At 63.7% G+C, this 13387-nt stretch carries 9 protein-coding genes; 4 read left to right on the top strand and 5 right to left on the bottom strand.

The annotated features are described in order from the left end of the window. The first annotated feature begins 12 nt into the window (after positions 1-12). Positions 13-966, top strand: a complete 954-nt coding sequence (gene fdhE, locus ACX1DW_RS07600; protein ID WP_458993126.1) for a formate dehydrogenase accessory protein FdhE — start codon at positions 13-15, stop codon at positions 964-966. A gap of 14 nt (positions 967-980) precedes the next feature. Here the strand turns inward: fdhE and ACX1DW_RS07595 are convergent, their stop codons facing one another. Continuing rightward, complete coding sequence (locus ACX1DW_RS07595; RefSeq protein ID WP_166082560.1) at positions 981-1145, bottom strand: hypothetical protein; 165 nt, start codon at positions 1143-1145, stop codon at positions 981-983. Between the two features lie 340 nt (positions 1146-1485). Between ACX1DW_RS07595 and ACX1DW_RS07590 the strand changes: the two genes are divergently transcribed. The 3 genes from ACX1DW_RS07590 to glgB all read left to right on the top strand — a co-directional run bounded on the left by ACX1DW_RS07590 (position 1486) and on the right by glgB (position 9165). Beyond that, positions 1486-3498, top strand: coding sequence for an alpha-1,4-glucan--maltose-1-phosphate maltosyltransferase (locus ACX1DW_RS07590; RefSeq protein WP_458993125.1), 2013 nt, complete (start codon positions 1486-1488; stop codon positions 3496-3498). A gap of 134 nt (positions 3499-3632) precedes the next feature. Next, the gene (gene treS, locus ACX1DW_RS07585; RefSeq protein ID WP_458993124.1) at positions 3633-6959 is read left to right on the top strand and encodes a maltose alpha-D-glucosyltransferase; all 3327 of its coding nucleotides are present in this window, start codon (positions 3633-3635) and stop codon (positions 6957-6959) included. Then, entirely contained in the window at positions 6952-9165 is a 2214-nt protein-coding gene (glgB, locus tag ACX1DW_RS07580; protein ID WP_458993123.1) for a 1,4-alpha-glucan branching protein GlgB, read from the top strand. Before treS ends, glgB begins: the two co-directional genes overlap by 8 nt. Positions 9166-9426: 261 nt before the next feature. On the opposite strand, the gene ACX1DW_RS07575 is transcribed toward glgB, so the two are convergent. Genes ACX1DW_RS07575 through ACX1DW_RS07560 form a run of 4 tightly spaced genes read right to left on the bottom strand, consistent with a single transcriptional unit; the run spans position 9427 to position 13386 of the window. Next, on the bottom strand, positions 9427-10434 hold the full coding sequence (locus ACX1DW_RS07575) for a lysylphosphatidylglycerol synthase domain-containing protein (RefSeq protein WP_458993122.1): 1008 nt from the start codon (positions 10432-10434) through the stop codon (positions 9427-9429). Further along, positions 10431-11672: a cardiolipin synthase ClsB gene (clsB, locus tag ACX1DW_RS07570; RefSeq protein ID WP_458993121.1), complete on the bottom strand. Its 1242-nt coding sequence runs from the start codon at positions 11670-11672 to the stop codon at positions 10431-10433. The genes ACX1DW_RS07575 and clsB overlap by 4 nt, the downstream gene beginning before the upstream one ends. After that, the gene (locus ACX1DW_RS07565; protein WP_458993120.1) at positions 11669-12472 is read right to left on the bottom strand and encodes an endonuclease/exonuclease/phosphatase family protein; all 804 of its coding nucleotides are present in this window, start codon (positions 12470-12472) and stop codon (positions 11669-11671) included. The genes clsB and ACX1DW_RS07565 overlap by 4 nt, the downstream gene beginning before the upstream one ends. Next, entirely contained in the window at positions 12469-13386 is a 918-nt protein-coding gene (locus ACX1DW_RS07560) for a DUF72 domain-containing protein (RefSeq protein WP_458993119.1), read from the bottom strand. The genes ACX1DW_RS07565 and ACX1DW_RS07560 overlap by 4 nt, the downstream gene beginning before the upstream one ends. Position 13387 lies beyond the last annotated feature (1 nt).

The raw sequence follows: 13387 nt of genomic DNA, 5'->3' as shown, positions 1-13387 counted from the left end.
AGGGAATCGAGCATGAAAGGAAAACGCGGCCCCGCGAGCCACGAATTCGGCAGCGCACCCACCACCATCATGGAACCGCCGCAGGTAGTCCTGCCGGACGACCAGTTGTTCAGCCGCCGTGCGCTGCGCCTGCGCGAGCTGATGGTCATGGTGCCGGCGCTGGACGAGTTTCTCGACTTCATGGCGCGCCTGGCGCAGGCCCAGCATCAGGTCTTGAGTGGGCGCGAACCGTCCTGGCGTCCGGCGCCGGATGCCTTCGATCAGGCTTTGGAGCATCGCATGCCGCCGCTGGGCTTTCGTGCGTTGCGCCGCGATCTGGACTGGCAGGGTGATCTGCGCGCGATCCTCGATGCGCTGGCGCTGCACGTCGGTGAGCGGCAGAGACCGCTGCTTCAAGCCCTGCGTGACGCGAATGCCGATGCACTGCAGGCGATCGCCGAGGATGTACTGGAACAGCGCGCCGGCAGCGCCGATACCCGCGGGCTGATGCCGCTGGTGGCAGCCGCGCTGCAGGTGGCCTGGGTGCGCCTGGCGGCGGCCTTGCCACGTCCGCCAGCGCAACCGCTGGCCGAGGCGCGGGCCTTGTGCCCGTGCTGTGGCTCGCCGCCCGTAGCGAGCGTGGTGCACAACGAACCGTATCGCAGCGGCGTGCGCTTCCTGCACTGCGCGCTGTGTGCAACGGAATGGCACCTGGAGCGGGTCAAGTGCAGCAACTGCGAGACGGGTGGGCAGTTGCTCTATCTGGGGCTGGACGATGAGCAGGGCGAGCCGTTCCTGCCGGTGCAGGCGGAAGCCTGCGGCGCCTGCGAAAGCTACCTGAAGATCGTGCTGCGACAACTGCAGGGCCGCGCCGACCCTGTCGCCGACGATCTTGCCAGCCTGGCGCTGGACCTGATGCTGGCCGAGGAGGGCGAGTACGCTCGCAGCGGCTACAACCCGTTGCTCGTCTTCGATGAACCGTCGTGAGCGGCGCCCCAGGGTCAGGACGGTTGCGGGTCGTCGGTATCCACGACCGACTGATTGCCATAGGGCGAACCGGGTTTGTGTTCGTCCAACTCGTCGGCACAGGGCACCTGCGGCACATCGCCTGGCTTGTCATGCACGATCGGATCGGGCTGGGGCATATCGGGGCGTGCGTGAGTCATGCTCGTTCTCCTCTGACCGGACGCTGTTGATGACGTCCGACGTTCTTGATTGATGGGCGCGGGCTGCGCCGGTTCCGGCCAGCCGTCGGGACTTTCAAGTCCTGCGACGGTCGGCCGTAGCCGCCTGCGCAAGGGTTGCAAAGCGCCCTGCAGGCATCCCGTCGACCAGTTGCGGAATGGAGCTGTCGGCGCCGTGAAACGCTGAACTTTCCCAGGCGGGCTGGCTCGGAAGAAAGAGCCGACAAAAACCGCCATTCGCGGGTCGGCACCCGAACCGCACGATGACGCATCCAGAGGCGGCTCGGGCAACCCGAACCCTTGCGCCCCAGGAGCCCGTTCGATGAGCGATGCACAGCCCGACGTGACGATTCACCCTCGACTCGAAGAAGCCCTGAAGATGCCGCGCATCGCCATCGAATCCACCTTGCCGGTGGTCGACGATGGCCGCTTTGCGGCCAAGGCGATCATTGGCCAGCCCGTCGTTGTTACCAGCAGGATATTCGCAGACGGCCATGACCAGCTCGCCGCCGCGGTGTGCTGGCGCGAAAAGGGCGAGAGCAGCTGGCGTCGTGCGCGATTGAAGCTCTTGGGCAATGATAGCTGGCAAGGTCAGTTCACCCCGACCCAGGTGGCCGAACACGAGTTCGTGATCGAGGCCTGGTGGGACGTGTTCGAAAGCTACCGCTACGAACTGTCGAAAAAGCACACCGCGGGCGTACCGGTGCAGCTGGAGCTGGAAGAGGGCCGCCTGCTGCTGGAAAAGGCCAGCGCGCGCGCCCAGGGCGAGAACCGCGCGATCCTCGACGATCTGTTGCACCGGCTGGGGTCGGCGCATCTGGAAGATGAGCGGGTATCGCTGCTGCTGGCGGCGGAAACCGCTGCGGCCATGGCTGCGGCCGATCCGCGCGAGCACTGCAGCCGTAGCTCGGTCTATCCGCTGGATGTCGAGCGCCCGATGGCCCAGTTCGCCAGCTGGTACGAGCTTTTCCCACGCTCGGAGACCGATGATCCCAATCGGCACGGCACCTTCCGCGACGTGCACAAGCGTCTGCCGGCGATCCGCGACATGGGCTTCGATGTGCTGTACTTCCCGCCGATCCACCCCATCGGGCGCCAGCATCGCAAGGGTCCGAACAACAGTCTGCAGGCCGGCCCGAACGATCCGGGCAGCCCCTATGCCATCGGCAGCGAGGAGGGTGGCCACGACGCCATCCACCCGCAGTTGGGCACGCTGGACGACTTCCGCGAGCTGGTGGCCGCGGCCCGCGAGCACGGCCTGGAGATCGCTCTGGACTTCGCCATCCAGTGCTCCCAGGACCACCCCTGGCTCAAGGAGCATCCGGGCTGGTTCTCCTGGCGCCCGGACGGCACGATCAAGTACGCCGAAAACCCACCGAAGAAGTACCAGGACATCGTCAACGTCGACTTCTACGCCGAGGACGCCATGCCCGACCTCTGGATCGCGCTGCGTGACGTGGTCTGGCACTGGGTGGAGCAGGGCGTGAAGATCTTTCGCGTCGACAACCCACACACCAAGCCGTTGCCGTTCTGGGAGTGGCTGATCGCCGATATCCGCGAGCGCGACCGCGACGTGATGTTCCTCTCCGAGGCCTTCACCCGCCCGGGCATGATGGCGCGCCTCGGCAAGGTCGGCTTCAGCCAGAGCTACACCTACTTCACCTGGCGCAACACCAAGGCGGAGCTTTCCGACTATCTCAGCGAGCTCAACGAGCCGCCGCTGCGCGACTGCTACCGGCCGAACTTCTTCGTCAACACGCCGGACATCAACCCGTTCTTCCTGCAGGACTCCGGTCGCGCCGGTTTTCTGATCCGCGCGGCACTGGCAACCATGGGCTCGGGGCTGTGGGGCATGTACTCGGGCTTCGAGCTGTGCGAGTCGGCGGCGATTCCGGGCAAGGAGGAGTACCTGGATTCGGAGAAGTATCAGATCCGGCCACGCAACTATCAGGCGCCGGGCAACATCGTGGCCGAGATCGCCCAGCTCAACCGCATCCGCCGGCAGAACCCGGCGCTGCAGACGCACCTGGGTTTCAAACCCTACCTGGCGTGGAACGACAACATTCTCTACTTCGGCAAGCGCACGCCGGACCTGTCCAATTTCATCCTGGTGGCCATCAGCCTCGATCCACACAACGCACAGGAAGCGCACTTCGAGCTGCCGTTGTGGGAGCTCGGCCTGCCGGATGACGCGCACACCCAGGGCGAGGACCTGATGAACGGGCATCGCTGGACCTGGTACGGCAAGACCCAGTGGATGCGTATCGAGCCCTGGCATCTGCCGTTCGGTATCTGGCGCCTGACTGCCCAGCGGCCGGACCCCGACCTCAAGTAGTTTCTTGGATGTAGCTGGAATCTACGCAAAATCAATACGTTGCATTGATCTGTTGATGTTGGTTCCAGACGCAGTTTCGTCGTTGCTCGGGCTGCGAACGACTGCGGCCCTTCACCACGACAGGAATGAAGAACATGGCAAAACCGCGCAAGCCGGCCGCATTCATCAAGGATCCGCTCTGGTACAAGGACGCGGTGGTGTACCAAGTGCACCTAAAATCCTTCTACGACTCCAATAACGATGGCGTTGGCGACTTCGTCGGGCTGATCGACAAGCTGGACTACATCGCCGATCTGGGCGTGAACACCATCTGGCTGCTGCCGTTCTATCCCTCGCCGCGGCGCGATGACGGCTACGACATCGCCGACTACCGCGGCGTGCATCCGGAGTACGGCAACATGGCCGATGCCCGGCGCTTCATCGCCGAAGCGCACAAGCGCGGGCTGCGGGTGATCACCGAGCTGGTCATCAACCACACCTCGGACCAGCACCCCTGGTTCCAGCGCGCACGCAAGGCGAAGAAGGGCTCGGCGGCGCGCAATTTCTACGTCTGGTCCGACACCGACGACAAGTACCAGGGCACGCGGATCATCTTTCTCGACACCGAGAAATCCAACTGGACCTGGGACCCGGTGGCCAAGCAGTACTTCTGGCACCGCTTCTATTCCCACCAGCCGGATCTGAATTTCGACAACCCGCAGGTGATGAAGGCCGTGCTGGCGGTGATGCGCTACTGGCTGGATATGGGCATCGATGGCCTGCGCCTGGACGCGATCCCCTATCTGGTGGAACGCGACGGCACCAACAACGAAAACCTGCCCGAGACCCACGCGGTGCTCAAGGCGATACGCGCCGAGATCGACGCCAATTACCCCGACCGCATGTTGCTGGCCGAGGCCAACCAGTGGCCGGAGGACACCCAGCTGTACTTCGGCGGCGAGGACGGCGGCCCTGGCGACGAATGCCACATGGCGTTCCACTTCCCGCTGATGCCGCGCATGTACATGGCCATCGCCCAGGAAGACCGCTTCCCGATTACCGACATCCTGCGGCAGACACCGGACATCCCGGCCAACTGCCAGTGGGCGATCTTCCTGCGCAACCATGATGAGCTGACCCTGGAGATGGTCACTGACCGCGAGCGTGACTACCTCTGGAACTACTACGCCTCGGACAAGCGGGCACGCATCAACCTAGGCATCCGTCGGCGTCTGGCACCGCTGCTCGAGCGCGATCGTCGGCGCATCGAACTGCTCAACAGCCTGTTGCTCTCCATGCCTGGCACCCCGGTGATCTACTACGGTGACGAGATCGGCATGGGCGACAACATCTTCCTCGGCGATCGCGACGGTGTGCGCACGCCCATGCAGTGGTCGGTGGACCGCAACGGCGGTTTCTCCCGCGCCGACCCGCCGAATCTGGTGCTGCCGCCGGTGATGGACCCGCTCTACGGCTACTACACCATCAACGTGGAGGCGCAGCAGCGCGACCCGCATTCGCTGCTGAACTGGACACGGCGGATGCTGACCATCCGCAAGCAGTTCAAGGCCTTCGGCCGCGGCACGCTGAAAATGCTGGCGCCGAGCAACCGGCGCATCCTGGCCTATCTGCGCGAATTCACCGGGCCGAATGGCGAAACCGAGATCATCTTCTGCGTCGCCAACGTCTCGCGTTCGGCCCAGGCGGCGGAGCTGGAAATGTCGCAGTACGCCGGCATGGTCCCGGTGGAAATGGTCGGCGGCAGTGCCTTCCCGCCCATCGGCCAACTGCCGTATCTGCTGACCCTGCCGCCTTACGGCTTCTACTGGTTCCAGTTGGCGCCCACCAATCAGATGCCGAGCTGGCACCAGGAACCGGTGGACACCATGCCGGACTTCCGGACCCTGGTGCTCAAGCGCCTGGACACGCTCACCAGCGGCAACCGGCGCATTCTGGAGACCGAGTCGTTACCCGCCTACTTGCCCAAGCGTCGCTGGTTCGCTGCAAAGGACGTGGCGATCGAGGCGATTCGCATCAACTACTGCGTGCCGTTCGGCGATCCCAACCGGCCGGTGCTTTTGAGCGAACTCTGTGTCGAATCGGCCGGGCGCAGCGATCTCTATCAGTTGCCGCTGGGCTTCCTCGACGAGGCGGACTTCGGCACCGCACTGCCGCAACAGCTGGCACTGGCCCGCGTACGCCGTGGGCCGCAGGTCGGACTCATGACCGATGCCTTCGCGCTGGAACAGTTCAGCGCAGCGGTCATCCAGGGGCTACGCGACGAGCTGGTGTTGCCCTGCAACGATGGCGAGATCCGCTTCGTACCGATGCCACAGCTGGACGAGCTGCAGTTGCCGGAGCACCCGGAGGTACGCTTCATCTCCGCCGAGCAATCCAACAGTTCAGCGATCATCGACAACAAGGTGATGATCAAGCTGCTGCGTCGCGTCGCGGCGGGTATCCACCCCGAGCTGGAAATGGGCGGCTTCCTCACTGCCGGTGGTTTCGCCCACATTTCCGGCATGCTCGGCCAGGTCAGCCGGATCAACAAGCAGGGCGAGCCGGTGGCGCTGATGGTGATCCAGCATTTCCTCGACAGTCAGGGCGACGCCTGGGAATGGACGCTGAACAACCTCGACCGCGCGGTACGCGACGAGATCGCCGGTGGCGTGTCGCTGCACGAGAATCAGTTCAGCGCCCTCGATGAACTTGAGGCGTTCAACCGGCTGCTCGGCCAGCGCCTTGGGGAAATGCATGTCGCCCTCGCAGCGCAGACGGACGATCCGGCGTTCGCCTACGAACGCACCGACAAGGCCAATGCCGAGCAGTGGGCGCAGAGCATCGTCGGCCAGCTCGAACAGGCGCTGGCGCGCCTCGCCGAGCACCGTTCCAGCTTCGAGCGCAAGGATGCGGCCGCGGTCGGGCAGTTGCTCGAGCGGCGTGACGGCCTGCTCGCACAAGTGCAACCTCTTGCTGCTAGAACGCTTGGAGGTCTGCGCACCCGGGTGCATGGTGACTTGCACCTCGGCCAGGTGCTGGTGGTCCAAGGCGATGCATACTTCATCGACTTCGAAGGCGAGCCCGCCCGCTCGCTGGAAGAGCGGCGTGGCAAGCACAGCCCCTTCAAGGACGTGTCAGGGCTGCTGCGCTCGTTCGAATATGCCGCTGCCATGACCATTCGCGGTGCACAGATCAGCGACAGCACGCCGGAAGCGGACCAGGCCCGCCAGCGCATTGCCGCGAGTTACCAGAGCAGTGCCCAGCAGGCGTTCCTCGAAGCCTACCGGCAGGCCACGGCCGAACTGCCGCACGCCTGGAAGGACAAGGATGGCGCGAATGCTGCACTGCTGCTGTTCAGCCTGGAGAAATGCGCGTACGAGATCGTTTACGAAGCGGAGAACCGCCCGGCCTGGTTGCCCGTCCCGCTACAGGGATTGCTGACCCTGGCACAACAGCTTTTCGATGGAGGTTCCAATGATTGATCGCCCGGTTCTGACCACGCCAGGGGAGACCCTGATGCCCAGCGATACCGATGTGGACGCCCTGGTACGAGCCGAACATGGCAATCCCTTCGCCGTGCTCGGACCGCATCCGGACGGTGATGGAATGGTGGTACGGGCCTACTTGCCCAACGCGCTCGGTGTGGAGCTGCTCGACCGGGACCAGCAGTTGCTGGCGGTGATGGAGCAAGGGCAGGCACCGGGTTTCTTCTTCACTCGACTGGCCCATCGGCAGCCCTACCTGCTGAAGATTCGCTGGGCGGGCGGGGAACAGATCACCGAAGACCCCTACAGTTTCGGCCCGCAGCTCGGTGAGCTGGACATGCACCTGTTCTCCGAAGGCAACCATCGGCAGATCGGCCGAGTGTTCGGCTCCCAGGTGATCGAGGTGGACGGCATACAGGGCGTGCGTTTCGCCGTATGGGCGCCCAACGCCCGGCGCGTCTCGGTGGTCGGCAGCTTCAACGGCTGGGACGGTCGCCGCCATCCCATGCGGCTGCGCTTTCCATCCGGCGTGTGGGAGCTGTTCATTCCGCGCTTGCAGCCTGGCGACACCTACAAGTACGAGATTCTCGGCCCCAACGGCATCGTGCCGCTGAAGGCCGACCCGGTTGCCCTGGCCACCGAGCTTCCGCCGGGCACCGCCTCGGTCATCGCGCGGCCGCTGGATTACCAGTGGAAGGACCAGACCTGGATCCAGCAGCGCGCCTCGCGCCAGTCACTCAACGCGCCGATGAGCATCTATGAGCTGCATGCGGGTTCCTGGCGACGTGAGGGTGGCGATAACGGCCGGCTGTACAACTGGCATGAGCTGGCCGAGCGGCTGATCCCCTACGTGGTGGACATGGGCTTCACCCATATCGAGCTGATGCCGATCATGGAGCACCCGTTCGGCGGCTCCTGGGGTTACCAGTTGCTCTCGCAGTTCGCCCCCAGCGCCCGCTATGGCAATGCCCATGACTTCGCCGAGTTCGTCGATGCCTGCCACAACGCTGGCATCGGCGTGATTCTCGACTGGGTGCCGGCGCATTTCCCGACCGATGCCCATGGCCTCGGCGAGTTCGACGGCACCGCGCTGTACGAATACGCGCACCCGTTCGAGGGCTTCCATCAGGACTGGGACACCTACATCTACAACCTCGGCCGTACCGAGGTGCACGGCTTCATGCTGGCCTCGGCGCTGCATTGGCTGCGTGAGTTCCACGTCGATGCGCTACGCGTCGACGCAGTGGCCTCGATGCTCTACCGCGATTACTCGCGCAACGAGGGCGAGTGGATTCCCAACCGTCACGGCGGGCGCGAGAATCTCGAGGCGATAGATTTCGTCCGTCACCTGAACGACGTGGTGGCCACGGAAACGCCGGGCGCATTGGTGATCGCCGAGGAGTCCACCGCGTTCCCCGGGGTCAGCAAGCCGACCAGCGAAGGCGGGCTGGGCTTTTCCTACAAATGGAACATGGGCTGGATGCACGACACGCTCAAGTACATCCAGGAAGACCCGATCCACCGCCAGTATCACCACGACAAGCTGACCTTCGGTATGGTTTACGCCTATTCCGAGCATTTCGTGCTGCCGATCTCCCACGACGAGGTGGTCCACGGCAAGGGCTCGCTGATCGACAAGATGCCGGGCGACCGCTGGCAGAAGTTCGCCAACCTGCGCGCCTACCTGTCGTTCATGTGGACACATCCAGGCAAGAAACTGCTGTTCATGGGCAGCGAGTTCGGCCAGTGGCGTGAATGGAATCATGACCGCGAGCTGGATTGGCACCTGCTCGAAGAAGCCGATCACCGCGGCGTGCAAAACCTCGTGCGCGATCTGAATCGGTTGTACAGCCAGGAGCCGGCGCTGCATGAACTGGACAGTGACCCCCGCGGTTTCCAGTGGCTGATCGGCGACGACAGGGCGAACAGCGTGTTCGCCTGGCTGCGCAAGAGTTCGACCGGCCATCCGCTGCTGGTGATCGGCAACTTCACCCCGGTGGTGCGCGAGGGCTATCGCATCGGTGTGCCGGTGGATGCCAGGTGGCTGGAAGTGTTCAACAGCGACGCCGAATGCTACGGCGGCTCCAACACCGGCAACGGCGGCGGCATGCTGGCCGAGCCGGTGGAGAGTCACGGTGAGAAGGTTTCGCTGTCGCTGACCCTGCCGCCACTGGGCGTGCTGGTAATGCGACCGCAGGTCTGAAGGCTACAGCAATGACAAGCGCCGCTCGGGGCAACCTGAGCGGCGTTTTTTTTTACTGGAGGGCGGCAGGGAGGCGGGGCATCTGGTCACTGTGCTTTGTGGGTTTGCTTGAGTCGCTGAATGTCGCGATCAAGACCACTCCAGCGAGTGCCGTGATCAACCACTGTCGTGGAACGAGCTGCCGACTGGTCTGATGGCGAGGCTGCAGCGCCGCCCCTTGTGGGAGCGGGCCGCGAGGGGGAGCCGCAGCCGCCCCAGCTTTCAGCTCGTTTCCTGGGTAACCGCCGGCTGCTCTGCGCCCTGGTTGCCTTTGCGCAGCTTCTTCGCCCGAGCCTCGAGCACCACGTAAACAAGGGTGGCGAACAGCAGGGGAATCAGGAAGTAGATCACCCGATAGCCGATCAGCCCGGCGACGATGGCTCCCTTGCTCATCTCATCGGCGAGCATGGCCACGAACACGGCCTCGATCACGCCGAGCCCCGCGGGAATATGAGTTACCACGCCGGCGATACTGCTGATCATCAGAATGCCCAGCACCTCTGGATAGGCCGCCTGCCGGGACAGCATGAAGTACACCACCAGCGCCATCAGGGACCAGTTCGCCGCGCCGAGGACCAGCTGAATCAGTGCCAGGCGTAGTGACGGCAGGTGAATCTCGTGACCGCGAATGGTCCAGGAACGCCGTTTGGAAAAGCCACAGAGCCCAAGGTAGACAGCGCACGCCAGCAACAATCCGGCGCCTAGCACGCGCAACGCGGTGAAGCCGATTTCCCAGTTGGCTGGCGGCGTGATCCAGCCCATGACGAAGATCAACCCGGCCAGCCACATGTAGCCCAGCCAGTTGGTGAGCAGGCTCAGGGTGAATACCCTGGTGATCTGCGATGGGCGCAGGCCGAGGCGCGAGTAGAGGCGAAAGCGCAGGGCGATGCCGCCGACCCAGGCGCTGAGGTTGAGGTTGAAGGCATAACAGACAAAGGTGACCGGCAGGATCTGCCGCAACGGCAGGTCATGTCGCGCGTAACGCTTGCCGAGCACGTCGAAAAAGCAATAGACGACGTAGCTGCCTAGCGCAGCCGCGCCTGCCATCAACAGTGTCTCGGCGCGGTAGTTGCGCAGGGTGTTGTAGACCTCCTGCCAGTCGAGGTTGCGGGCCAGCCCGATCAACAGCCCTGCGACCAGGATGAAGAAGACGTACGTGAGAATCCTCTTGATCAATGGCCAGCGCCGACGCCAGCCGCCATTCGCCTCGCCGTGGGTCGTGTGGCTCATCGTTGTTCTCGCTGTATGGGGGCGGGCACGCTATCGAGTGGAGGCGCATCTGCATCGAGCAGCTCCAGACGTGGCTTGTGTTTGGGGAACAGGTCCACCAGACCGGGGAAATGCCGCAGGAAGTGGAAGATCAGAAATGCCAGCGGCGCGCGCCACCAGAAGCCCCGGATGATCCGTTCCAGCGGGATGCGTCGGCAGTCGGTCTGCAGCAGGTGATCGAGCCGCTCGTGCAGGTGCCGGTTGAACACGTGGTCGCGGATGATCAGGTTGGCTTCCAGATTCAGCGACAAGCTCAGCGGGTCGAGGTTGCTCGATCCCACTGTCGACCATTCATAGTCGGCCAGCGCCACCTTGCCATGCAGCGGGCGCCGGCAGTATTCGTGAATCTCCACGCCGTCACGCATCAGGTAGTTGTAGAGCATGCGCGCGCCGAACTTGGCGATCGGCATGTCCGGTTCGCCCTGGAGGATCAGCCGCACCCGCACGCCACGCCGCGCGGCATTGCGGATCTCCCGTAATACGCGATAACCGGGAAAGAAATAGGCGTTTGCAATCAACAACCTGGAGCGAGCATCTCGAATCGCTTGCAGGTAATGCTGTTCGATGTCGTTGCGATGCTGGTCATTGTCGCGGGTGACGAACAGTGCTCGCGCTTCGCCGCGACTGACGCCGCCATAGCCGGGCGTCTGCTGCCGCACGCGGCGTCGCCACCAGCGATGCTGCGGTTTGTTCGGCGCGATCTGGCTGAGGGCGAAATGATGGATATCCCGCACCACCGGGCCTTCGACCTGCAGCGCGTAGTCCTGCTTGGCGGCCGGACCGAAGTCAGCCAGGTGATCGGCCGAGAAGTTGATCCCGCCGATAAAGGCGACTTCGCCATCGACCACCACGATCTTGCGGTGCATGCGGCGGAACACGTTCAGTCGGCGGCCAAGCAGACGCTTGCCCGGATCGAACATGTGAATGCGCACGCCAACCCGCGTCATCGCGCTGACGAACTCGCCGTGCAGATCGGCCGAGCCGTAACCGTCGACTGTCACGTCGACGCTGGCGCCGTTGTTCGCCGCGGCGATCAGCGCTTGCTGCAACTCGGCACCGACCTTGTCCTGAAACAGGATGAAGGTTTCCAGCAGTACCTCTTTCTTGGCCTGTGCGATGACATCGAACACGCGGGGAAAGAACCCTTCGCCGTTTTCCAGCAACTGAAGGCGATTACCGTCTCTCCAGTGGTAACTCATAGGTGTATCTCCACCGCCAGGGGCAGATGATCGGACAAGTGCGTCCAGGGTTTGTTACCGAGTATTCGTGGTTTGTGACTGCTGGCATTGCGCACATAGATGCGATCCAGGCGCAGCATCGGCCAGCGCGCCGGGAATGTCTTGGCGACCTTGCCCTGGGAAACGGCGAACACCTCGTGCAGCCCGGCGCAGCGATCGAGCGTACGCGTGGCCTTCAATCGCCAGTCATTGAAGTCACCAGCGACCACCACTGGCGCACCCTCGGGCAGCGAGTCGAGCAGGTCGCAGAGCAATTCCAGCTGCTGCTGGCGATGCGATTCGCGCAGCCCCAAATGCACGCAGATCGCGTGGAACTCCTCGTGCCCCGGCACCTGCAGCACGCTGTGCAGCAGGCCACGCCGCTCGGGGCCGGCTATGGAGATGTCGAGGTTTTCGTAGCGGATAATCGGAAACTTCGACAGCAGGGCATTGCCATGGTCGCCGTCCGGATAGACCGCGTTGCGCCCGTAGGCAAAATCGGTCCAGATGCTGTCGGCAAGAAATTCGTACTGCGGGGTCTGCGGCCAGTTATGAAAACGCAAGGCGTGCTTTTCATGCGTACCCAGCACTTCCTGCAAGAACACGACGTCGGCCGAGACGCTGCGGACCGCTTCGCGCAGCTCCGGCAAGATGAATCGCCGATTGAAGGCGGTGAAGCCCTTGTGGGTGTTCACCGTGAGGATGCGGACGGCATTGACCGCCGTAGCCATGTGCGCGTCGAGGTCGGCGCTTGCGATCGGGTGGTCTTTATCCAGAGTCAATCGATAGCTCCTTCCAGTTTTCCGGGGCTGACCTGCAGATGCTCATCCAGGCCGAGCCGATGCAGCAGTTGGCGTGCGTCGTACGGCGCACGGACCTTCACGTCGTTGTCGAAGTAGCAGTACACCTGGCGCGAGGCTCGCCGTCGCGGCTTCTTCGAGCTGATCAGCCGTGCGTCGTCGGGCTGGCTGCCGGCGCTCCAGGATTCGATCCGGCGGCGCCATTCATCCAGCGCGGCGTCGGTGTAGCCACTGGTGTAGAGCTCCTCGGCACCATGCAGGCGGATGTAGACGAAGTCGCTGGTGAGGTCTTCGTGATGCGGCCATTTGCCGGCGGTATCAGCCACTACCAGCGCTACCTGGTACTTGCGCAGAAGCTCGACGAATACCGGATCGACGAAGCTCGCGTTGCGGATCTCCACGGCGTGGCGCATGCGCCGCTTGCGGTCGACGGACAGGTAGCTGCGGCCCTCCATGCGTGGCTCGCAGTCTCTGGCAATTGCCAGCGCCGCTTCGGTGTCGTGGGGCAGCTGGCGCAGAAAGGCTTCGAACAACGCGGGGTCGAACTTGAACGACGGTGGGAACTGCCAGAGGATCGGCCCCAACTTTTCCTTGAGCTGAAAGATGCCCGAGGCGAAGAAGTTAGCCAGCGCCGCGTCGACCTCGCGCAGCCTGCGCACATGGGTGATGTAGCGCGGTCCCTTGACGCTGAAGACGAAGCCCTTGGGCGTATCGGCGTACCAGTCGGCATAGCGTTCGGGCGTCTGCAGCGAATAGAACGAGCCGTTGATCTCGATGCTGCTGACCGCCCGGGAGGCAAAACGCAGCTCCTTCTTCTGCGTCAGCCCCTTGGGATAGAAGTCGCCTCGCCACGGCGCATAACGCCAGCCCGAGATGCCGATATGGATGCCAGCCATG

The organism is Stutzerimonas sp. KH-1 (genome assembly GCF_054483855.1).
The sequence above is the reverse complement of the archived record's forward strand: the minus strand, read 5'-3'. Positions and strand labels throughout refer to the sequence as shown.

Excerpts from the sequence above, each read along its gene's own strand:
- fdhE (WP_458993126.1), top strand. The coding sequence starts at position 13 with ATGAAAGGAAAACGCGGCCCCGCGAGCCACGAATTCGGCAGCGCACCC.
- ACX1DW_RS07595 (WP_166082560.1), bottom strand. The coding sequence starts at position 1,145 with ATGACTCACGCACGCCCCGATATGCCCCAGCCCGATCCGATCGTGCAT.
- ACX1DW_RS07590 (WP_458993125.1), top strand. The coding sequence starts at position 1,486 with ATGAGCGATGCACAGCCCGACGTGACGATTCACCCTCGACTCGAAGAA.
- treS (WP_458993124.1), top strand. The coding sequence starts at position 3,633 with ATGGCAAAACCGCGCAAGCCGGCCGCATTCATCAAGGATCCGCTCTGG.
- glgB (WP_458993123.1), top strand. The coding sequence starts at position 6,952 with ATGATTGATCGCCCGGTTCTGACCACGCCAGGGGAGACCCTGATGCCC.
- ACX1DW_RS07575 (WP_458993122.1), bottom strand. The coding sequence starts at position 10,434 with ATGAGCCACACGACCCACGGCGAGGCGAATGGCGGCTGGCGTCGGCGC.
- clsB (WP_458993121.1), bottom strand. The coding sequence starts at position 11,672 with ATGAGTTACCACTGGAGAGACGGTAATCGCCTTCAGTTGCTGGAAAAC.
- ACX1DW_RS07560 (WP_458993119.1), bottom strand. The coding sequence starts at position 13,386 with ATGGCTGGCATCCATATCGGCATCTCGGGCTGGCGTTATGCGCCGTGG.